General features: G+C 68.6%; 16 protein-coding genes and 5 pseudogenes. 11 read left to right on the top strand and 10 right to left on the bottom strand.

The features are described from left to right. Positions 1-12: 12 nt before the first annotated feature. Positions 13-189: pseudogene (locus G3I77_RS28120) on the top strand (VOC family protein); the annotation flags it as partial. A 159-nt stretch (positions 190-348) separates the two neighbouring features. Here the strand turns inward: G3I77_RS28120 and G3I77_RS28125 are convergent. The 3 genes and pseudogenes from G3I77_RS28125 to G3I77_RS28135 all read right to left on the bottom strand — a co-directional run. Then, on the bottom strand, positions 349-1,251 hold the full coding sequence (locus tag G3I77_RS28125; RefSeq protein ID WP_248508098.1) for a cytochrome c oxidase assembly protein: 903 nt from the start codon (positions 1,249-1,251) through the stop codon (positions 349-351). 11 nt (positions 1,252-1,262) lie between these two features. Beyond that, a complete protein-coding gene (locus G3I77_RS28130) occupies positions 1,263-1,826 on the bottom strand; it encodes a DUF2243 domain-containing protein (protein ID WP_248508099.1) in 564 nt (187 codons plus the stop codon). Between the two features lie 263 nt (positions 1,827-2,089). After that, positions 2,090-2,266, bottom strand: a pseudogene (locus G3I77_RS28135) (MFS transporter); the annotation flags it as partial. 426 nt (positions 2,267-2,692) lie between these two features. Here G3I77_RS28135 and G3I77_RS28140 point away from each other — a divergent pair. Beyond that, entirely contained in the window at positions 2,693-3,268 is a 576-nt protein-coding gene (locus G3I77_RS28140; RefSeq protein WP_248508100.1) for a hypothetical protein, read from the top strand. 19 nt (positions 3,269-3,287) lie between these two features. Here G3I77_RS28140 and G3I77_RS28145 read toward each other — a convergent pair. Then, positions 3,288-4,291, bottom strand: a pseudogene (locus tag G3I77_RS28145) (IS5 family transposase). A gap of 227 nt (positions 4,292-4,518) precedes the next feature. Here G3I77_RS28145 and G3I77_RS28150 point away from each other — a divergent pair. Both G3I77_RS28150 and G3I77_RS28155 read left to right on the top strand, forming a co-directional pair. Further along, positions 4,519-4,905 (top strand): hypothetical protein, encoded by a 387-nt coding sequence (locus G3I77_RS28150; protein WP_248508101.1) that lies wholly within the window; start codon positions 4,519-4,521, stop codon positions 4,903-4,905. A 195-nt stretch (positions 4,906-5,100) separates the two neighbouring features. After that, positions 5,101-6,645: a fused MFS/spermidine synthase gene (locus tag G3I77_RS28155; RefSeq protein ID WP_248508102.1), complete on the top strand. Its 1,545-nt coding sequence runs from the start codon at positions 5,101-5,103 to the stop codon at positions 6,643-6,645. Between the two features lie 267 nt (positions 6,646-6,912). Here G3I77_RS28155 and G3I77_RS28160 read toward each other — a convergent pair whose 3' ends face one another. After that, the gene (locus tag G3I77_RS28160) at positions 6,913-8,289 is read right to left on the bottom strand and encodes a pyridoxal-dependent decarboxylase (RefSeq protein WP_248508103.1); all 1,377 of its coding nucleotides are present in this window, start codon (positions 8,287-8,289) and stop codon (positions 6,913-6,915) included. Positions 8,290-8,683: 394 nt separating this feature from the next. On the opposite strand from G3I77_RS28160, the gene G3I77_RS28165 reads away from it, so the two are divergent. Further along, positions 8,684-9,517: a PIG-L family deacetylase gene (locus G3I77_RS28165; protein WP_248508104.1), complete on the top strand. Its 834-nt coding sequence runs from the start codon at positions 8,684-8,686 to the stop codon at positions 9,515-9,517. Between the two features lie 28 nt (positions 9,518-9,545). Here G3I77_RS28165 and G3I77_RS28170 read toward each other — a convergent pair whose 3' ends face one another. Beyond that, complete coding sequence (locus tag G3I77_RS28170; protein WP_308311426.1) at positions 9,546-9,989, bottom strand: serine hydrolase domain-containing protein; 444 nt, start codon at positions 9,987-9,989, stop codon at positions 9,546-9,548. Positions 9,990-10,007: 18 nt separating this feature from the next. Between G3I77_RS28170 and G3I77_RS28175 the strand changes: the two genes are divergently transcribed. After that, on the top strand, positions 10,008-10,208 hold the full coding sequence (locus G3I77_RS28175; protein ID WP_248508105.1) for a hypothetical protein: 201 nt from the start codon (positions 10,008-10,010) through the stop codon (positions 10,206-10,208). Between the two features lie 127 nt (positions 10,209-10,335). Here G3I77_RS28175 and G3I77_RS28180 read toward each other — a convergent pair. Both G3I77_RS28180 and G3I77_RS28185 read right to left on the bottom strand, forming a co-directional pair. Continuing rightward, a pseudogene (locus G3I77_RS28180) lies at positions 10,336-10,677 on the bottom strand (zinc-binding dehydrogenase); the annotation flags it as partial. Between the two features lie 270 nt (positions 10,678-10,947). After that, positions 10,948-11,151 carry a hypothetical protein gene (locus G3I77_RS28185; RefSeq protein WP_248508107.1) on the bottom strand — a complete coding sequence of 68 codons (204 nt, stop codon included), beginning with the start codon at positions 11,149-11,151 and terminating at the stop codon, positions 10,948-10,950. A gap of 88 nt (positions 11,152-11,239) precedes the next feature. Here G3I77_RS28185 and G3I77_RS28190 point away from each other — a divergent pair. The 5 genes and pseudogenes from G3I77_RS28190 to lpdA form a co-directional block, all read left to right on the top strand. After that, positions 11,240-11,632, top strand: a pseudogene (locus tag G3I77_RS28190) (alkene reductase); the annotation flags it as partial. 226 nt (positions 11,633-11,858) lie between these two features. Next, positions 11,859-12,449, top strand: a complete 591-nt coding sequence (locus tag G3I77_RS28195; RefSeq protein WP_248508108.1) for a TetR/AcrR family transcriptional regulator — start codon at positions 11,859-11,861, stop codon at positions 12,447-12,449. Between the two features lie 471 nt (positions 12,450-12,920). Further along, positions 12,921-13,757, top strand: coding sequence for an alpha/beta fold hydrolase (locus G3I77_RS28200; protein ID WP_248508109.1), 837 nt, complete (start codon positions 12,921-12,923; stop codon positions 13,755-13,757). A 383-nt stretch (positions 13,758-14,140) separates the two neighbouring features. After that, entirely contained in the window at positions 14,141-14,650 is a 510-nt protein-coding gene (locus G3I77_RS28205; RefSeq protein WP_248508110.1) for a helix-turn-helix domain-containing protein, read from the top strand. Between the two features lie 197 nt (positions 14,651-14,847). Continuing rightward, entirely contained in the window at positions 14,848-16,260 is a 1,413-nt protein-coding gene (gene lpdA, locus G3I77_RS28210; protein ID WP_248508111.1) for a dihydrolipoyl dehydrogenase, read from the top strand. 193 nt (positions 16,261-16,453) lie between these two features. Here the strand turns inward: lpdA and G3I77_RS28215 are convergent, their stop codons facing one another. Together G3I77_RS28215 and G3I77_RS28220 are read right to left on the bottom strand one after the other, a co-directional pair. Then, the gene (locus G3I77_RS28215; protein ID WP_248508112.1) at positions 16,454-17,269 is read right to left on the bottom strand and encodes an oxidoreductase; all 816 of its coding nucleotides are present in this window, start codon (positions 17,267-17,269) and stop codon (positions 16,454-16,456) included. A 515-nt stretch (positions 17,270-17,784) separates the two neighbouring features. Further along, the gene (locus G3I77_RS28220; RefSeq protein WP_248508113.1) at positions 17,785-20,097 is read right to left on the bottom strand and encodes an FdhF/YdeP family oxidoreductase; all 2,313 of its coding nucleotides are present in this window, start codon (positions 20,095-20,097) and stop codon (positions 17,785-17,787) included. Positions 20,098-20,116 lie beyond the last annotated feature (19 nt).

Raw genomic sequence — 20,116 nt, forward strand, 5'->3', positions numbered from 1 at the left:
CTGCGTGGCCGGCTGGGCACGCACCGCGTCATGTTCGCCGTCGACGACATCAAGGACACCGTTGCCCGCCTGCGCCTTGGCGGCGCCGAACTCGTCGGCGAGATCGCCCGGTTCGAGAACAGCTATCTGCTCTGCTACCTCCGCGGCCCGGAGGGCATCATCGTCGGACTGGCCGAGCAACTGCGCTGAGAAGGAGGAGCCGAACCATGCTGCCGAACGAGATTCCACCGGTGTCCGGCCGGCCGCGACCTGCACCATGCTCCAGGCGAACACGCGTCCGTGTCGGGGGCTGTCACGCGTGAGTGGTCGACCATTCCGGACGGATGCGAGCCGCCGTCACTCTGCGTCTTACTCGGATCCATGCTCACCAGTCCCGCCCGCTCCAGGAACAGCGCCTGTAGGTGCCGGTGGTGGTGAGGTCCTGGCCGCGCTCGCCGGTGAACCTTCCCGCTCGGCGTGGGTGTTGCGGGTTGTCTGGCGGCGGTGTTCGGGGCGCCAGGTGGCGACCAGGGCGGCGGCCAGCAGCAGTTCGGCGATGTCGCCGCCGTAGTACATGATCTCCGCGCCTGCCTGGACCTGGTGGATCGGTGCGTGGATGTCGATCCAGAAGCCGCCGTACATCAGCTGGGAGATCACCGCGTGCGCCGCGATCGCGACGCCGAGGTACACCAGCCGGGCTCGCACTCCGGGGCGGGAGGGGGCGGGGTCGGGGCCGGCGATGATGTAGGCGAACAGGCATCCGGACAGCAGGAAGTGCGCGTGCAGCAGCCAGTGGGCTGCCGGGTTGCCCGTGGTCGCGTTGTACAGGGGGGTGAAGTAGAGGACTGCGAGGCTGCCCGTGGACAGTGCCAGCGCGACTGACGGGTGGGCGATCACGCGGGCGGGCGGGGTGTGCAGCACAGCGGTCAGCTGCCGTCCCCGGACCGCGGGCAGGGTGCGCAACAGGAGGGTGACGGGTGCCGCGAGGACGAGCGCGAGCGGCGCGTACATGCCGATGAGCATGTGCTGGACCATGTGGCCGCGGAAGTCCTCGTGCGCGAAGCCGGCCACAGGCGGCAGCAGCGCGACGGCGAGCAGGACGGTTCCGGTCAGGAAGCCGGTGGTCCGCCACCGGCTCCAGCCCAGGGCCGGGTTGCGCAGGCGTGCCCGGCGGGCGAGCAGCAGATAGGCGCCGGCAGCGGCCAGCAGGACGAGCGCGGGCAGCAGCGTCTCCGGGAGGCCGCTGCCCGCGTCGTGCCCGTGTGCGGGCATGTCGTGGTCCATCAGGCTTGCCGGTTCTCACTCCGCCCGGCCGGGGCGTTCGGGTCGAAGGGCTGGCCGCTGCGCTGGAGCAGGTAGCCGCCCGCGACCAGCAGAGCGCCCAGCACGAGGAAGCCGATGTCCCACCAGGCTTGGCCGTCTCCGGCGTAGACGTGGTGGATACCCAGGATGTGGTGGTCCAGCACGCCTTCGACGAGGTTGAACAGGCCCCAGCCGACGAGCATCCATCCCCACAGCACCCGGGAGGTCCACACCCGCAGGCGGTCGTGGGTGACCCGCGAGTACAGGATGGCGAGCCCGAGGAGGACCGAGAGCCAGCACACGGTGTGGAAGATGCCGTCCCACAGAGTGTTCATCTCCAGGCCGGAGACGGTGTGGGGGTCGTAGTACTTCACCCCGATGTGGTCCTGGTTGGTGCTGGAGAGCATGTGGTGCCACTGCAGCAGCTGGTGCAGGAGAATGCCGTCGGCGAACCCGCCCATCCCCACCCCGAGCACGATGCCCGGCAGCTGGATACTCCTCGGCTGTGGGAGGCCGACCCGCGCGTCGCCCTTCGTCGTGGCCATCGCTAGTCTCCGCTCCTGCTTCTGGACACTGCTGGAAGTTGCCTCAGCCGCAGGTTGCCCTCTACGCGGCACCTGACGCGTGCGGATCGTCCGACCGGCCCAGTCGGCGTGCAATACCGGACAGTCAGCGTGTGGCCGAGACTCGTGAACTTTGCGAAGAGCTCCTCGGAGCCAGGTGCCTCCCGAACGGGTGAGGCGGTGTGCCGACCAGCCTCGTGAACAATGCCAATCAGGGGACGGCCCGCGGGCCGATCCGGTCCACCAGCGACCAGTCCGGTCTGGGTGGCGCTGCCGGTCGTGACGAGGACGAACCAGGGCAGTGCTACAACGGAGACGCGAGTGCCGGTCAGTGACACGGCCATGGTCGCCGGCACCCCGCCCAGCGGCCGTAAGGATCTCTTGCCGGGTATGACGCCGGCTTCCGAGGCGTCGTCGGTCATGACATCCGGCTTCCTTCTCCGGCGCGTCCCGCCGGCGGCGCGCGATGACTTCCGTCAACTCCCGGCCCCCCGTGAGTCCAGGCAGACTGAAGAGTCCTCGGTGTGAACCCAGGGGCCCGCTGTCGTGCTCGACTTCCTTTCCCGAGGCACCGGCGCCGGGTCGCGTTCCGCTGGTTGCTTCGGTGTCTTCCTGACACCTGTCAGGAAGACACCGAAGGGCAGGCCGAGTACGTTCCCCCACATGTCGCAGTGCACCGGCATGTGAGCCCACCGCTTACCGGCGGGCTCGCACGCCAGGTCACCACCGGTGTGCACCATGTCCGTTGCTTCCTACGTCTTGAGTCAGCCTCAGGAACCACGGGGCAGCGGAATCCACCCGAAAGGGAGGAGGAGGTGCAGGAGGTGCTTCATCAGGAAAGGAATGGCATGTCCATCTTGAAGCGCTATGCAGCCCTCGCAGCTGCAGTCGTGGCCGTGTTGTCTGTGGGGTTGGCGGGACCGGCATCCGCGGAGACGACGCAAACCCAGGCGGCCTTCGACGAACAGGCCCGCGCGGCCGGCCTCAGCCGAGACAATGCCGACGCTCTCCAGGAGAAGGTGGACCGCTACCTCGCCCGCCAGGACGGACGACAGGTCTCGGCGAACGAGATTGTCCTGGGCGACGGTGCCACGCTGACGGTCACCGTTCCCGGCGAGAAGTACGTGCGTGAGTTGGGCACAACGGCCGGAAGCCGTGCCGCGGCACAGTGGGAGTGCGACTACGAGTACTTCTGCATGTACCGTCAGCAACTTGGCATGGGGGACCGACTCGCCCTGTACCACTGCCAGGACTACGCGCTACAGGGCTGGACCGGCGACGGCTCCTACTACAACCACCAGACCCCCGGCACCCGTGCACTGTTCAAGAACCAGAACCGCAACGTCATTTACACCACGCCTGCCGCCACCTACAGCGAGCCGAGCTACAACTGGACCCCCGTCTGGTACGTCAGACCCTGCTAGGGAGCGTATTTGATTGTGATCAAGGGATGGCTCGCTTGAGGTCCTTGATCCAGATCATTGAGGCGCGAAGGTAGAGGCCAGCGAGGTAGCTCCCCGGGGTCTTGTCGTAGCGGGTTGCGATGCCTCGCCATGCCTTCATCCTGTTGATCGCGCGTTCGACGGTGTTCCGTTCCTTGTAGAGCTCGGTGTCGTGGCTGACGGGCCTGCCGCCCCTGCTGCCCTTCTTCTTCCGGTTGGCGGTCTGGTCCTTCTTCTCCGGGATCACCGCCTTGATGCGGCGTTTACGCAGGTAGGCGCGGTTACCGCGGGACGAGTAAGCCTTGTCTCCGGCAACCGCCTCGGGCCGGCTGCGGGGACGGCCGACAGGCCCGCGCACCCGCACCTTCTTCAGGACGGGGATGAACTGCGGGCTGTCCGCCGCCTGGCCCGCGGTCAGGATGAGCGCCAGGGGGCGGCACTTGCGATCGGCGGCGAGGTGCACCTTGCTGGTCTGCCCGCCCCTGGACCGGCCCAGGAGGGCGGCCTTCAGCCGGAGTTTGCGCCGGCGCCGGATGCGTCGTCGCTCCTCCCGCTCGGAATCGATTTCGGCGTCCTGTCCGTCTTGTTCTTCGAGGCTGCCCCTTTTGACCTGGCCTTCTCCGCCTCGGTGGCTGCCTTCTCCAGGGCGGTGAGGACGTCCTCGCCCAGGTGCATCCCGGCAGCGTCGTGGTGAGCGCGAGCGGTGGTGGAGTCGATGCTGACCAGGGACAGGTCCACCTCACCCCGTTTCGCGGCTTCCGCGATCAGGTCCTCCAGCAGGGCCTCGAAGACACCCGCGTCACGCCACTGCCGGAAGCGGTTGTGGACGGTCGACCAGGCGCCGAACTCCTGTGGCATCTCTCGCCATTGTCCGCCGGTCTTGAACCGCCAGATCACACCCTCGAACTGCTGCCGCAGCCGCTCGGGGTACGGACCGTACTCGCCGATCGGCAGGTACGGCCCGATGAACTCCCACTCGGCGTCCGTCAGTTGCACTCGCGTCACGCAAGAAGGTCTACCGGTCCAGGCCCTGCCGCGAGGGCGAATCCCGCAGATTGATCACAACTGGATACGCGCCCTAGTAAGCCAACTTCGGGGCTGTCAAACGACCAGCGGCGGAGCGGCCGCCACCGAAGGTGATGGTGAAGACGTTCACTGCGATCTTCCAGCGAGACCAACTCGGTGCGTCGTTATTGACCACGCACCACCGACTCCATCACGGGGGGATCACCTTGAAAACATCCACGCGCAAGCTCTCGGCCGTCGTCACAGGCGTGGCACTCACCGCGCTGGGCACCGTCTCCTCCGGCACTGCCGAGGCGGCCAACCCGTGCTGGTGGGGCGATGGCGGCATGCGCATGTACTGCAACAACGTCTCGGGGGCCACGGTCTACGCCACCCCCGACACCAGCCGTCCGGTCGGCAAGATGTACTCGAACCCGAGCTGGTTCGAGTGCCGCAGGGACACCGGCGCCTACATCGGCGGCCCGCACCCGAACCGGTGGCTCTGGACGCAGGCCGACAACGGCAAGTGGGGCTGGATGAAGGACACGGACATCTACAGCGAGACCGACCCGGTGCCCACTCACATCGGCAACGGCATTCCCCAGCCCTGCTGACGCCCGCACGTCGACCGCCCCGGCCGTCCCCGAGAGTCTCAACGACACTCGGAGGCGGCCGAGACGCGTTGCGGGCCTTCACTGTCATCGTGGCACCTTCTCCTCCGACAACCCCCGGTGGGTGCCGAAGGCCGAGGCCGATCTCCAGGGGCCGCCGTCGACGGTGGTCTGTTCGAGGAGAGCCATCATGCGAGAATGTCGCCCGTGACCGGATCGTCATCGTCGCCTGTCGCTGAGAGTAGACCCGGCCGTGCCGGTCTGGGCCCCCGTGCCGCCGCCATGCTGGTGTTCGGGTCCTCGGCAGCGGTTCTGGTGGTCGAGATCGTCGCCTTGCGGCTGCTCGCTCCCTACCTCGGCCTGACCCTCGAGACCAGCACCATGGTGATCGGCATCGCGCTCACCGCTATCGCCTTCGGCTCCTGGTTGGGCGGGCACATCGCGGATCAGGTCGACCCACGCCGGCTCATCGGTCCTTCGCTCGGAGTGTCCGGAGCGGTGGTGGCGCTCACCCCGTCCGTATTGCGCAGCACTGCGGAGTGGGCACCAGCGGTGCTGTTGGTGATCGCATCGCTGACCATCCTGGTGCCGGGCGCGCTGCTCTCCGCGGTGACCCCGTTCGTGACGAAGCTGCGCCTCACCAACCTGGCGGAAACCGGTACGGTGGTCGGCCGACTTTCAGGAGTCGGCACCGTCGGCGCCATCGTCGGCACCGTGCTCACCGGCTTCGTCCTCGTGTCGCGGCTACCCGTCAGCGGCATACTGCTCGGCCTCGGAGCACTGCTGGTGGCGGGCTCGGCGTGGGTCGAGTGGCGAACACGCGGGTGGAGCGGAGCCCCGGCCCTGACACTCATGGTCGTGGCGGGCGGTCTCGCCGTCGCAGTCGCGCCCGGGGGCTGCGACGTGGAGACCAAGTACCACTGCGCACGAGTCGTCGCGGACCCCGACGGGGGCAACGGCCGCACGCTCCTACTGGACGGTCTGCGGCACTCGTACGTCGACATCGACGACCCGACACACCTGAAGTTCGAGTATGTACGCGCCATCGCGTCGGTGGTCGACGCCGTCTTTCCGCAAGGTGAACCACTTGTCGCCCACCACCTGGGCGGCGGCGGACTCACCCTTCCCCGTTACCTTGCCGCCACGCGGCCCGGAACGCACAGCCTCGTCTCCGAGATCGACGGCGGGGTCGTGGGCATCAACCGCGAGCAACTCGGTCTGCGGTCGCAGGCCGGTATCGACGTACGCGTCGAGGACGGCAGGCTGGGCCTGCGGCGCCTGGACACCGGCAGTCGTGACCTCGTCGTCGGCGATGCCTTCGGGGGCGTCAGTGTGCCGTGGCACCTCACCACGGTGGAAGCGATGACCGATGTACGGCGTGTGCTCAACGAGGAAGGCCTGTACGTTGCCAACCTCATCGATCACGGTGGTATGGACTTCGCACGCGCCGAAGTAGCCACCCTCGGCGACACCTTCGAGCACCTGGCCCTCCTGGGCGAACCCGCCGACATCGGCCAGGGCCCGACGGCCGACTCCGGGGGCGGCAACGTGGTGGTGCTCGCCTCCGACCAGCCGGTCGACCTCCGCGCGATCCAAAGAGCGCTCGACGCCCGGCAAACCGGCTGGAAGATCACCACAGGCGAGGACCTCACCTCCTGGACCGGCGCTGCCCCACTCCTCACCGACGATCACGCACCCGTGGACCAGCTCCTGCAGCCCTACAGTCCGCAGAGCAGCCGGTGACACGGATGCTCCTTCCAGGGCACCCCTGACCTGCTCCTGCCGCGACTGATCAGTCTTCTGCCACAACCGTCCTCGTTCGGCTCGCCCCCGGTGGCCCGTCTGCCCGTGCCGAGGGTTTCTCCGAACAGCCCACGTACGACTTCCCTCCCCTCATGCCGCAGTACTGGTCGCGCCACCGCGCGGTACGCCTCGGCGGTGCCGGGCTCGTTGCCAGGTGCGGCTTCGGAGGGTGGACCACAGGGCCCAAGCCCGATCGGGTCGGGGGCGTTACGACGCCCGCGTCAGCCGCACGATCGCAGCGATCGACTGGTCGACGTCGGCCTCGGCCGTGGCGTGCCCGGACACCGAGATGCGCATCAGCCGTCGGCCGCGCCAGGTGGTGGCGCCCATCCAGCAGGTGCCGTCATCCTGCAGAGCCTGCACGACGCGGTCGGTGCGGGCGTCGTCGCCGAAGCTGACGAGGACTTGGTTGAGCGTCACGTCGTTGACCACCTCGAAGCCCGCCGCGGTCAGGCCGTCGGCGAAACGACGGGCGAGGGAGCAGCAGCGGTCCACGAGTTCGGCGACGCCGTCACGGCCGAGTTCGCGCAGCGCTGCCCAGGTGGCGAAGCCGCGTGCGTGGCGGGAGGACTCGGCGGTGTAGTCGGCGCCGCCGGGCGGAGTGCCGTCGGCGCGGGTGAGGTAGGAGGCGGTGTACGACAGAGCGTCGGCGTGTACGGCGGGGCGGGAGCAGAAGGCGTAGCCGCAGTCATAGGGGACGTTCAACCACTTGTGGCCGTCGCAGGCCCAGGAGTCGGCCAGCTCGACGCCGTCGACGAGAGGGCGGGTCGCCGGACTCGCGGCCGCCCACATGCCGAACGCGCCGTCGACGTGCACCCACCCGCCGTGGGCGTGGGTGAGGGCGCAGGCGGTACGGAGGTCGTCGCAGGCGCCGGTGTTCACGTTGCCCGCCTGAGTGCAGACGATCGCCGGCGTACCCGGGTCGGACGCCAGCACGCGGCGCAGGTCTTCGGCGTCGAGGGCGCCGCGTCCATCCGTACGGACCGTCTCCAGGCAGTCGGTGCCCAGGCCGAGCAACCGCAGCGAGCGGTCGATGGTGGCGTGACGCTCCTCGCTGGCGACCACCCGCAGGCGCGGGGCGCCGCGCAGCCCCTTGTGCCCGACGTCCCAGCAGGCCTGGAAGAGCAGGTGCTGCCGGGCTGCCGCGAGTCCTGCGGTATTGGCCGCCTGTCCGCCGGTGACGAATCCGGTCGACGCTGTGTCCGGGATGCCGAGCAGGTCTTTCAGCCAGCCGCCCGCCGCCTCCTCCGCGGCGAGGGCGGCGGGCGAGAGCGCGGCGTTGAAGGCGTTCTGATCCCAACCGGCGGCGAGGATCTCCGCGGCGGTGGCCGCAGGCAGAGCCCCGCCGACGACGAACCCGAAGAAGCGGGGCCCCGCGGTGGCGACGAGTCCCGTCTCGGCGGCGGCCACCAACTCGTCGACCACCATGAGCGGGTCGGCGGGTGAACGGTTCAAGGGGCGGGAGAACGCGGCGCGCAGGGCTGCGGGATCGACGGGGCGCGCCACCGGCCGTTCGGGCAGCGAGCGACGGTAGGCGGCGGCGTGTTCCGCGGCGTGATGGAGGATCTTTGCCAACTCGTCCATGCCGGGACCGTAACCGTCGGTCTGGGCGGCCGGGAACGGCCAATGGGGGGAGATTGGCCTGCCTGACAACTCATCTCAATCGGTGATCTGAGGAGGGGAGAGGTGCCACTCACGGCCGGTGCCGGATGGAAGTCGGATCCGCCGTGGCGCTGAGACATGCAGGTCGCGCCTGTACGTCCTTCGCGTTGAAACGCCGAAACCTGGAGGGCCGAGCGGCCGCGCCGGGAACAACCGGTCTGGTTGGCACGGTTGCATCGACCGAGGGACAGGCACCGCACGGGCGCGGAACACGGAGACCACAAGGCCGTCCGCCCTATCGGGGTCCGCGCCCCAGGGTCGCGGTACGCCCGCCGCGCACTCGGACCACGACGTAATTCAGCTGGAGGACTCTTTCATGACTGACCGGCCCTTGACGCTCATGGCAGTACACGCCCACCCCGACGACGAGGCCACCGGAACCGGAGGGGTCCTCGCGCGGTACGCGGCGGAAGGCATCCGCACGGTTCTCGTGACGTGTACCGACGGCGGTTGCGGTGACGGACCCGGGGGTGTCAAACCGGGTGATCCCGGGCACGATACGGCGGCGATCGCCATGATGCGCCGTCAAGAACTTGAGGCGAGCTGCGGCGTCCTGAAGGTCAGCGATCTGGAGATGCTGGGCTATGCCGACTCCGGCATGACGGGCTGGCCGAGCAATGACGCCCCCGGATCCTTCTGGCAGACCCCCGTGCAGGAAGGCGCGGCCCGACTCGCGGAACTCATGCGGCACTACCGGCCTGATGTGGTCGTCACCTACGACGAGAACGGCTTCTACGGCCACCCCGACCACATCCAGGCCCACCGCATCACGATGGCGGCGCTGGAGATGACCGCGCTGACACCGAAGGTGTACTGGACGACGATGCCCCGCTCGATGATGCAGCGATTCGGCGAGATCATGCGCGAGTTCGATGAGGACATGCCGGAGCCGGATCCTGCCGAGGCCGCCGCGATGGCCGAGATCGGCCTCCCCGACGATGAGATCACCACGTGGGTGGACACCACCGCGTTCAGCGGTCAAAAGTTCGACGCGTTGGCCGCGCACGCCAGTCAGGGCGAAAACATCTTCTTCCTCAAGATGGGCAAGGAGAGGTTCGGCGAGTTGATGGGCATGGAGACCTTCCTACGGGTCCAGGACGCCACCGGCGCGGCCGTACCCGAGAACGATCTCTTCGCCGGACTGCGCTGATCCGCCCGTCCGACCGGCCCGGGAATGCTCATCGACCGCACGACGCGATCGAGTGGGTCACACACCCGGAGGCTTGTCCAAGCGAGCTTCCGCTCCGGCAGCCGCGCCCAGGCCCTCGCCGACGACGTCGACGCGGGCCCGCACGGCCGAGCCGACACCGCGCTCCGCCCCTAACCACCTGACAACCGCACAGGTGGAGACCTGCGGGGGTGCTGAAGTCGTCACGGCCTGGGGCCTGGCGGGAGCCTGGGCCAGGGCGCCAGGCGCCGCCTTGTGAGAGCCGGGGCCGTACGTGACAGTCGCGAAGCGGGCTGGCAGCAGCTCCGGCAGGAGGCGCCGCACCGGCGCGTCCAGCGACCCGGCCCTCCGCCACCAGCTGCAGCACCACCGTGGCGACGAAGACCTTGGTGATGCTGCCGATCCGGACCTTGTGATGTGCCGTCACCGGGCGCTGTGTGCTGATGTCGACCACGCCCGAGGTGCCGCACCAATGACCGGCAGTGCCGTCGACTCGCAGCTGCGCCGCGGTCGACGGCGGGTGTTCCAGGTCGTCGACCGCCGCCCGCAGGGCAATGGGATCCAGCCGCGGGAGCAGTGCGGACGAGGCGTCAGCGCGGTGCGCGGGCAGCGCTGCGGCGGTGGCCGGCGCGGGCGTCCCGAAGAGGGCGGCGCCCGCAAAAGCCCTCCGTGACACTGGCACAGAGGCCGTCTCGCTGGTGTGGGCCGGCCCGGGGAGAGGGCCAGGCAGCCTGGATCGCCGACGGCGTCGTCGCCCCTCCGGTGGCCGTGCCGCAGGGAGCGCCCGCGGCGGCACGGTCTCAGTCGTGGTCGGGCACCATCGAGACCACGACCTTGCCGGCTTTGGTGCGGCCCTGCTCGACGTGCGCCATCGCCTCGAGGGTCTTGTCGAACGGGAAGGCGCTGTCGATCACCGGGCGGAGCTTCCCGCTGTCGTAGAGGGCGCTGAACTCGCGCAGCTGGGAGCCGTTGGCCTGCATGAAGAAGAACTGGTAGCGCACGCCCAGCTTCTTGGCCTGCTTGCGCATCTTGCGGCTGAGCGCGTTCATGACCAGATCCAGGAAGGAGGGGGTGCCGAGCTGCTTGGCGAAGCCGGAGTCCGGCGGTCCGACGGCACTGATGGCCAGGCCGCCGGGCTTCAGCGGCGGTTGGGGGGCTGCGCCGACTCGGAAGGGCCCGGCCGTACTGGCGTGACACCGGCGGCGCGCGTGTCGGCGCCGGATCCGCTGCGAACGGGGTCACGTCGTACAGGCGGAAGGCATCGAGAATGCCCCGGGCCTGCAGTTCGGATGAGGCCCGCCGAATGGGCTCTGACAGGGAGTGCGTCCCTGTGGGTGCACGGAAGCCGATCCCCGAAGGGCGTAACAACCCCTCGACTGCCCGGCGTTGATCCACAGTCGCAGCGCCCGTGTTCAGGATTCCGGTCCGGGTGCGTGTGGTGCGGTCACGGCTCTGTGGGTCGACTCGAGGATCCTCTCCGACAGCTCTGTGCCCGCTGTGGCCCGGGCAAGCAGGATCGCGCCCACCAGAGTGGCCACCATGGGAAGGCCGTCGTCGGCGTCGGTGGACAGCCACGCGGCGAATTCCTCGACTCCGGCCGCGTACGTTTCGCGCACCTCCCCAGCTGTGGGCTGGCGAGCCATGTCCCCTGCGAATCCCGCGGTGGGGCAGCCGGTGCCGGGCTGGTCACGGTGTTCGGCCGAACCGCGCGAACTGTCCACCGAAGAGGCCGCCGCGACGGTCGGCGACTTCAGGCGCGCCGCCGCGGCCGCCATCGCGGCAGGCGCCGACGGCGTCGAGATCCACGGCGCCAACGGCTACCTCGTGCACCAGTTCCTTGCCACCAACACCAACCAGCGCACCGACCGGTACGGCGGCTCCATCGACAACCGCATCCGCTTCGCCGTCGAGGTCGCCACCGCCGTGGCCGAGGAGATCGGCGCCGGCCGCACCGGCTTCCGGATCTCTCCCGGAAACCCGTTCAACGACATCCCGGAGGGCGACACCCACGAGCTGTACCCGGCACTCGTGCGCGCCCTCGCCCCGCTCGACCTCGCCTACCTGCACATCGGCCACGGCGGCGACGACGAACTCCTGCACATGAGCCTCGTCGGCGAAGGCTTCCGGCTCCGGGTCCGTACCCGCCCTCACTGATGAAAGCCCGACGCTCGTCCGTCGACCTTGCCCGCAGTGGGCAGGCGGCGACGTGACGGCCGCCCACCACCACTGTCGACCTCCTTTGGATTACGTTCGCAATATCATAGGCTGGGGTGAAGTCGGTGAAGGGCGACCGGTCCTTGCGGCCGGCGAAGGAGCGTGTGCTGTGGTGCGGTACGGAAAAGAGCACAAGTCGGAGACGAGGCGGCGGATCATCGAGACGGCGGGCCGCCGGTTCAAGCAAGACGGTATCGACGGCTCCGGGGTCTCGACGCTCATGAAGGACGCGGGGCTGACCAATGGGGCCTTCTACGCTCACTTCGAATCCAAGAATGACCTCGTCGCCACGGCGATCGCCGACCAGCTGAGCGTGCAGGCCGAAAATGTTGTCGCTCGGGCTGCGCCTGGCCGTGCCGGACTCGAGCAGATCGTGCGCGGGTACCTGTCGCCCCAGCACCGCGACACCCCTGGCGAGGGCTGCCCGAACGCCGCTCTGCTCGACGAGATCGGGCGCTGCACCGACACGACCAGGCAGGCGTACACCGACGGCGTGCTGGTGCTCATCGACGGCATTGCCGCCCGCATGGCGCCCGAGGCCCCGTCCTCCGCTCGCGTGAAGGCCCTCAGTCTCCTCGGCCTGATGGCCGGGACACTGCAGCTGTCCCGTGCCCTGACCGACAGCCGACTCTCCAATGAGCTCCTCGACCAGGGGGTGAACAACGCCCTTGCCCTGCTGGACGCCGGGCAGCACGTCTGACGCACCACCTCCCGATTCCCCAGGCTGTGGCTGTTGTGGAGCAGCCCGACGCCGACGCGTCCTGTCCGGCCGATCACTCGGCCGACGCGACCGGGACGCCCTCCTGCGGATCCCGCATGGCGGTTCTTCACCACGTCCAAGCCCTTGATCACTGACGGGCTGGGCTGCCTCCCGCTGTCGACGGCCACGCCTGCCCCGGTATCGAGGGCCCGCTCCGTGGGGAGGGGTGGACCTCCGGCCGCATCGACTCGCTGTTGCGACCTCACCGTCATCGTGTGCGGCGCATCTCTTGCGGCCGCATTAGATTACGATCATACTTTAATGGTCGGTGTGACGCTGAAGGACTCGACCGGAGCAGGGTTCCGACTTCCATGGACCTTCCGCCGCCGACCGCACTGACCGCAGGCGCGGTCCGGAAACCCCACGCAGAAGGGCACGGCCGTGGACGACGCACAAGGAGTACGAGGCGACGTGGTGACGTCGTACAGGAAGGCGCCCACCCGCACCCTCACCGCCGGGGGAGTGACCTTCGCCTACCGCGACCTCGGCCCGAAGACCGGCGTCCCGGTGGTCTTCCTCACCCACCTTGCCGCGGTCCTCGACAACTGGGACCCCCGGGTCGTCGACGGCATCGCCGCCAGGCATCGCGTCATCGCCTTCGACAACAGGGGTGTCGGCGCGTCCAGCGGCTCGACATCGAAGACCATCGAGGAGATAGCGAAGGACGCCGTCACCTTCATCCGGGGACTCGGGCTCGAGCATGTCGACCTTCACGGCTTCTCGATGGGCGGCATGGTCGCCCAGGTGATCGCGCAGAACGAACCGCGGCTCGTCCGCAAGCTGATCCTCACGGGCACCGGCCCCGCGGGCGGCGAGGGCATCAAGGATGTGACTCGGTTGTCCCATCTCGACACCCTCCGCGCTCTGTTCACCCTCCAGGACCCGAAGCAGTTCCTCTTCTTCACCCGCACCGCGGGCGGGCGCCGAGCCGGAAAGCAGTTCCTCGCCCGTCTCAAGGAGCGCAGCCACGACCGGGACAAGGTGATCTCCCTCGCGTCGTACTTCGCTCAGCTCAAGGCGATCCACCGCTGGGGGCTCGCGCAGCCCCAGGACCTCTCGGTCATCCATCAGCCCGTGCTCGTCGCCAACGGCGAGAGCGACAGGATGGTGCCGACGAAGAACTCGTTCGACCTGGCCCGGCGACTGCCGAACGCCGACCTGGTCGTCTACCCCGACGCCGGCCACGGAGGCATCTTCCGGTTCCACGAGCAGTTCGTGGCGGAAGCCCTCGACTTCCTTGAGCGGTAGCGGGCGTCAGGGGCGGACGGTTCGTGCGCTGGGAATGGTGGAGACTCTCGCGTTCGGGCTTGGCCTCATGCCCTCGTGTGCGTGAACGAGTGGGTATTCTCGATTTCCCGCTCGAGTGCCTCGTCGGCGAACCTACGGTCGGCGAGGGCGCGGGATGGTTGCAGGGTCCCCGCCGGCATGGTGAACAGTCCGATGGCCCTGCCGCGCCCGGGCTGCGGAAAGTCCGGCGTCCGCCATCAGCGTCGAGATGCCCGAACCGTCTATCCCGTCCTGCTTGAATCGGTGCCCGGCCATGGGCGCAGCCGGGGCGAGTGACCGATGGTGGCACCGGCACCGGCAGCTGAGTATCTGATAATGAACTCAAGCTCCGCTAGAATCGCTCCATGGATGCGTCGACCGAAGTGCTTCAAGATGCCGGCATCGACCACCGACTCGACCGGGACACGTCCAACTGCTCGATCGGGCGGACCCTCGAGATCGTGGGCGAGAAGTGGACGATCCTGATTCTGCGTGAGGTGTTGTACGGCTCGTCCCGGTTCGGTGACTTCGAACGTGTCCTGGGCTGTCCTCGGAACCTTCTGGCCGCGCGGCTTCGGATGCTGGTGGCGGAAGGGATCCTGGCGACCGAGACGTACAAGGAACCCGGTTCGCGGAGTCGGCCGAAGTACGTGATCACTTCCAAGGGCATGGATCTGGTGCCCGCCGTCCTGGGGCTGCTGCGGTGGGGCGACCGTTACCGCGCCGACCCGGAGGGGCCGGCGGTACTGGCGCGACACCGCGAGTGCGGCGGGCACGTCGACGTCCAGATCCGCTGCGAACGAGGCCACCCGGTGCAAGCCAAGGACATCGAGAGCGTCCCGGGCCCGGCCTTCCGTACGAGGCCGCCCGAGTGAGCTGAGGACGCCTCGTTCGGACGAGGCCGTCGGAGCTTCGGCCCGCCGTCGATGATGACTGCGCGGGCGCAGGCCAGGAGCCGGCGTGCTGAAGCGGATGTCCGGGGAGCCGCTGCCGAGTTGATGAACAGGTTGTTCGATCAAGAGTGAGTCGGCCCCTCGCGGGAGCCGGCCGCCCAGTGGAGAGGAAGCCGTCCATGGACGAGCAAGGTGAGCGCTTCGACGTCGTCGTACTCGGCGCGGGCCCCGGCGGATACGTCGCCGCCATCCGGGCCGCCCAACTGGGCAAGAGTGTCGCTGTCGTCGAGGAGAAGTACTGGGGCGGCGTCTGCCTGAACGTGGGCTGTATCCCCACCAAGGCCCTGCTGCGCAACGCCGAGCTTGCGCACATCTTCACGCGTGAGGCGAAGACCTTCGGCATCAAGGTCGAGGGAGAGGTCTCCTTCGACTACGGGGAGGCCTTCCGCCGCAGCCGGAAGGTCGCGGACGGCCGGGTCAAGGGCGTCCACTACCTGATGAAGAAGAACAAGATCACGGAAATCAGCGGTCGCGGCACGTTCCTCGACTCGCACACGCTCCAGGTGGCCGACTACGACGGCAACACCCGCAACATCGGCTTCGAGCACTGCATCATCGCCACCGGGGCCAGCCCCAGGCTGCTGCCCGGTACCCGCCGTACGTCCCGCGTGGTGACGTACGAGGAGCAGATCCTCGCCGAGGACCTGCCGCAGACGATCGTGATCGCCGGTGCCGGGGCCATCGGTGTCGAGTTCGCCTACGTGCTGCACAACTACGGCGTGAAGGTGACCGTCGTCGAGTTCCTGGACCGGATCGCCCCGCTGGAGGACGCCGAGGTGTCCGCGGAACTGGCCAAGCAGTACCGGAGGTTGGGCATCGACGTGCTCACCTCGACCCGCGTCGAGTCGATCGACGAGTCCGGCCCTCAGGTCCGCGTCACGGTCACGGGCAAGGACGGCGCCCAGCAGGTCCTCGAGGCCGACAAAGTCCTGCAGGCGATCGGTTTCGCGCCCAACGTCAGCGGCTACGGCCTGGAGAAGACGGGGGTACAGGTCACCGAGCGCGGCGCGATCGACGTAGACGGCCGTTGCCGCACCTCGGTCCCGCACATCTACGCCATCGGCGACGTCACCGCGAAGCTGATGCTCGCGCATGCCGCCGAGGCGATGGGCGTGGTCGCCGCCGAGACGATCGCGGACGCCGAGACCATGGAGCTGGACTACGTGATGATCCCGCGCGCCACCTTCTGCCAGCCACAGATCGCCAGTTTCGGCTATACCGAGGCGCAGGCGAGGGAGGAGGGCTTCGACGTCCAGGTCGCCAAGTTCCCCTTCACCGCGAACGCCAAGGCCCACGGTCTGGGCGACGCGACCGGCCTCGTGAAGCTCGTCAGCGACGGGAAGTACGGCGAGCTCCTCGGAGCTCATCTCGTCGGCCCCGACGTCACCGAACTGCTCCCCGAACTGACCCTGGCCCAACAGTGGGACCTCACGGTCCACGAGGTGGCCCGCAACGTCCACGCTCACCCCACCCTTGGAGAGGCGGTCAAGGAAGCCGTTCATGGCCTCGCAGGCCACATGATCAACATGTAGCGGGCGTGCCACGAGGCGGTGACGGGTTCGCCGAGGTGGAGGTGAAGCACTGCCTTGTCGAGGCCGGCACCCTCGGAAACGCAACACGGGGCGGGCACGCCATCCGGGTACACCTCGGCGTAGGTGAGGTCTTCCGGCCCGATCGAGGCTCGGTCGTGCGCATTCGGGTGGAGGCACCGGGCGGGGAGCCGGGTCAGCCGGCCATGCGGTTGTTCTTGCGGATCTGCTTGTCGAACACTCCGGCGGGAACGAGGCGGCGCGCCGTGGTGACGCGTGAGGCCAGCGGACCGGCGGTGTAGCGCAGCCTCGGCTTCTTGTCGGTGGCCGCGGTGACGATCACTTTGGCTACGACGGCGGGGTCGTCGCCGCCCTTCATCGCATCCGCGAGCACCTCGTCGAAGACGCGCCGTCGCTCCGCGTACAGAGGCAGCGGGGTGTCGGGCTGTGCGGCGTTGGTGTCGAAGCTGGTCTTGGTATAGGCGGGCTGGACGAGGAGAACTCGGATGCCGTGCTCGCGTACCTCGTGGTCCAGCGACTCGGAGTAGCCCTCGATGGCGTGCTTCGACGCGACGTACAGAGCCATGAAGGGCTGGGGAGCGACCCCGAGGACGGACGAGATGTTGATGACGCGTCCACCACCCTGAGCGCGCATGTGCGGCAGGACGGCCTTCGTCATACGGATGACACCGAGGACGTTGACGTTCAGCACACTCTGGGCCTGGGCGACGGAGTTCTCCTCGACGGCACCCGCCGAGCCGACGCCTGCGTTGTTGACCAGGACGTCGATACGTCCGAACCGGTCGATCACCTCTGCGACCGCGGCGGTGGCGGAGTCGTCACCGGTCACGTCGAGATCGACGTACGTCACACCCGCGGGCGGGGTGAGCCCGGAGGTCTTGCGGCCGGTTCCGACCACCTCGAAGCCCGCCGCGCCCAAGGCGCGGGCCGTCTCCTTGCCGATTCCGGATGAGGCACCTGTCACGAGCGCCACCGGCCGAGTTGTCGTCATCACGAACTCCCCAGTTTACATTATGAGCGTATGACTTACGGTCGTACGACCGTATGCCGAGTGCTGTTCGATGGCAAGTGGTCACGTCCGGCGATCTGTGTCCGGTGATCAGGGAAGGTCCGGGTGCCGCTGAGGTCATCCCCGGGGCGTCGCGGCCCTGTGGACGAGCACCGGCCCCAACCCAAACCTCCCGACGAAGAGGGATCTGCTCAAGAGGCGCTGAAGGTCACCGCGACCCCCGGGCGCCCAGTCGACCACGCATCCTGGTGGGAGGCAGGCGCGAGCGAAGGCTCTTCGAGTGGCTGCAGCGCCAGTCCCTCGTCTTGTGGGAGCAGCTCGTCCTCGTGCGGAAGCATTTCGTCGTCCGCGGCTGACCGAAGCCAAGACCTTCGATGGCCGCCCGTATGCCCTGTCCTGTGGGCTCCCTTGGCCCGCTGACGGCGCGTCGCGCCTGTCGGCAACGCCCGGACGGGGCCCGCCTGCCGTCGCGGGCCCCGTCCGGATCGTGCCGTCGGTCAGGCGGGTGTCGGCTGTGTCCGGTCGAGGGCGGGTTCGAGGCGGACGACGATGCCCTTCGATGTGGGCTGGTTGCTGATGTCGGCGACGCTGTCCAGTGGCACCAGGACGTTCGTCTCCGGGTAGTAGGCGGCGGCCGAGCCCTTGGCGGTGGGGTAGGGCACGACCTCGAAGTTCTCGGCCCGGCGCTCGGAGCCGTCCGCCCAGACGCTCACCAGGTCGACGTGATCTCCCTGGGCGAGTTCGAGTTCGATCAGGTCCGCCGGGTTGACGAGCACGACGTGGCGGCTGCCGTGGATGCCGCGGTAGCGGTCGTCGTTGGTGTAGGGGACGGTGTTCCACTGGTCGTGCGAGCGCAGCGTCTGCAGCAGCAGGTGACCCTCGGGTGCCCGGGGCACCACGCGCTCGTTGCAGCTGAACAGGGCTTTGCCGGCTTTGTTGTTGAAGACGCCCTCGTTGACCGGGTTGGGCAGTTGGATGCCGCCGGGGCGGGTCACCCGTGCGTTGAAGTCATGGAAGCCCGGCACGATGCGGGAGATACGGTCGCGGATGATGCCGTAGTCACCCTCGAACGTGTCCCAGGGGATCCCCGCCTCGCCGTCCAGGGTGCGGCGGGCGAGCCGGCACAGGATGGCGACTTCACTGAGCAGCAGTGGGGAGGCCGGTTGGAGGCGGCCCTGGGAGGTGTGCACCTGGCTCATGGAGTTCTCGACGGTGACGAACTGCTCGCCGTCGGCCTGGACGTCACGCTCGGTGCGCCCCAGGGTCGGCAGGATCAGCGCGGTGTCGCCGCAGACGGTGTGCGACCGGTTGAGCTTGGTGGAGATGTGGGCGGTCAGCCGGCACGAGCGCATGGCCTCCTCGGTGACCGCGCTGTCGGGAGCGGCGCGGACGAAGTTGCCGGCCAGGGCGAGGAAGACCTTGACGCTGCCCTCGCGCATCGCCTTGATCGAGTTCACCGAGTCCAGGCCGTGCGGTCGCGGCGGGTCGAAGCCGAACTCCTTCTGCAGGGCGTCGAGGAAGGTGTCCGGCATCTGCTCCCAGATGCCCATGGTGCGGTCGCCCTGGACGTTGCTGTGGCCGCGCACCGGGCAGGCACCGGTACCGGCGCGCCCCAGGTTGCCCCGCAGCATCAGGAAGTTGACGATCTCCCTTACGGTGGCCACGCCGTGCTTGTGCTGGGTGATGCCCATCGCCCAGCAGACGATGACGCGGTCGCTCTTCAGGACCTCGTCGCGGACCTTCTCGATCTCCTCACGGGTCAGTCCGGTCGCGGTGCGCACGTCGTCCCAGTCGACGGTGCGGGCGTGCTCGGCGAACTCCTCGAAGCCGGTGGTGTGGGCGTCGATGAAGTCGTGGTCCAGGACGGTGCCGGGCCGGGCGTCCTCAGCCTCCAGCAGCAGGCGGTTGAGGGCCTGGAACAGGGCGAGGTCGCCGCCGGGCTTGATGTGCAGGAAACGGTCGGCGATCTGGGTGCCGCGTCCCACGACTCCGCTCGGTTTCTGCGGGTTCTTGAAGCGCCGCAGCCCGGCCTCCGGCAGCGGGTTGACCGCGACGATCCGGCCGCCGTTGCGTTTGGCCTCCTCCAGGGCGGTGAGCTGGCGCGGGTGGTTGCTGCCCGGGTTCTGCCCGACGAGGAAGATCAGGTCGGCGTGGTGAAGGTCGTCGAGGCTGACGGTGCCCTTGCCGGTGCCCAGGGTCTCGCTCAGGGCGAAGCCACTGGACTCGTGGCACATGTTGCTGCAGTCGGGCAGGTTGTTGGTGCCGAAGGCGCGGGCGAAGAGCTGCAGGACGAAGGCGGCCTCGTTGCTGGCGCGGCCGGAGGTGTAGAAGACGGCCTCGTCCGGGGAGGCCAGCGCCTTCAGTTCCTGCGCGAGGACACCCAGGGCGTCGTTCCAGCTGATGGGCTCGTAGTGCTCGGAGCCGGACCGCTTGATCATCGGCTCGGTGAGCCGGCCCTGCTGGTTGAGCCACATGTCCGAGCGGGCGGCGAGGTCGGAGACCCTGTGCTCACGGAAGAAGTCGGCGGTGATCCGGCGCGTGGTGGCCTCGTCGTTGATGTGCTTGGCGCCGTTCTCGCAGTACTCGTTGCGATGACGCCGGCCCGGGGCCGGGTCCGCCCACGCGCAGCCGGGGCAGTCGACCCCGCCCACCTGGTTCATGGTCAACAAGTCCACCCCGGTCTTGCGCGGGGAGGTCTGCTCCAGGGAGTACCCCAGCGCGTGCACGACCGCGGGGACTCCGGCCGCCCACTTCTTCGGCGGTGTCACGGAGAGGGTGGTCTCCGGCTCCTCGCCGGGCGGGTTCTGCATCGGTTCGCCTCTCTCTTGT

The organism is Streptomyces sp. D2-8, from assembly GCF_023184515.1.
In the GTDB taxonomy this organism is placed as follows: Bacteria; Actinomycetota; Actinomycetes; order Streptomycetales; family Streptomycetaceae; genus Streptomyces.

What these genes read in the sequence shown, in the direction of transcription:
- G3I77_RS28155 (WP_248508102.1), top strand. Translation starts at nt 5,101, where the DNA reads ATGTCGCCCGTGACCGGATCGTCATCGTCGCCTGTCGCTGAGAGTAGA.
- G3I77_RS28160 (WP_248508103.1), bottom strand. Translation starts at nt 8,289, where the DNA reads ATGGACGAGTTGGCAAAGATCCTCCATCACGCCGCGGAACACGCCGCC.
- G3I77_RS28175 (WP_248508105.1), top strand. Translation starts at nt 10,008, where the DNA reads ATGACCGGCAGTGCCGTCGACTCGCAGCTGCGCCGCGGTCGACGGCGG.
- G3I77_RS28125 (WP_248508098.1), bottom strand. Translation starts at nt 1,251, where the DNA reads ATGCCCGCACACGGGCACGACGCGGGCAGCGGCCTCCCGGAGACGCTG.
- G3I77_RS28165 (WP_248508104.1), top strand. Translation starts at nt 8,684, where the DNA reads ATGACTGACCGGCCCTTGACGCTCATGGCAGTACACGCCCACCCCGAC.
- G3I77_RS28215 (WP_248508112.1), bottom strand. Translation starts at nt 17,269, where the DNA reads ATGACGACAACTCGGCCGGTGGCGCTCGTGACAGGTGCCTCATCCGGA.
- lpdA (WP_248508111.1), top strand. Translation starts at nt 14,848, where the DNA reads ATGGACGAGCAAGGTGAGCGCTTCGACGTCGTCGTACTCGGCGCGGGC.
- G3I77_RS28140 (WP_248508100.1), top strand. Translation starts at nt 2,693, where the DNA reads ATGTCCATCTTGAAGCGCTATGCAGCCCTCGCAGCTGCAGTCGTGGCC.
- G3I77_RS28220 (WP_248508113.1), bottom strand. Translation starts at nt 20,097, where the DNA reads ATGCAGAACCCGCCCGGCGAGGAGCCGGAGACCACCCTCTCCGTGACA.
- G3I77_RS28205 (WP_248508110.1), top strand. Translation starts at nt 14,141, where the DNA reads ATGGATGCGTCGACCGAAGTGCTTCAAGATGCCGGCATCGACCACCGA.
- G3I77_RS28130 (WP_248508099.1), bottom strand. Translation starts at nt 1,826, where the DNA reads ATGGCCACGACGAAGGGCGACGCGCGGGTCGGCCTCCCACAGCCGAGG.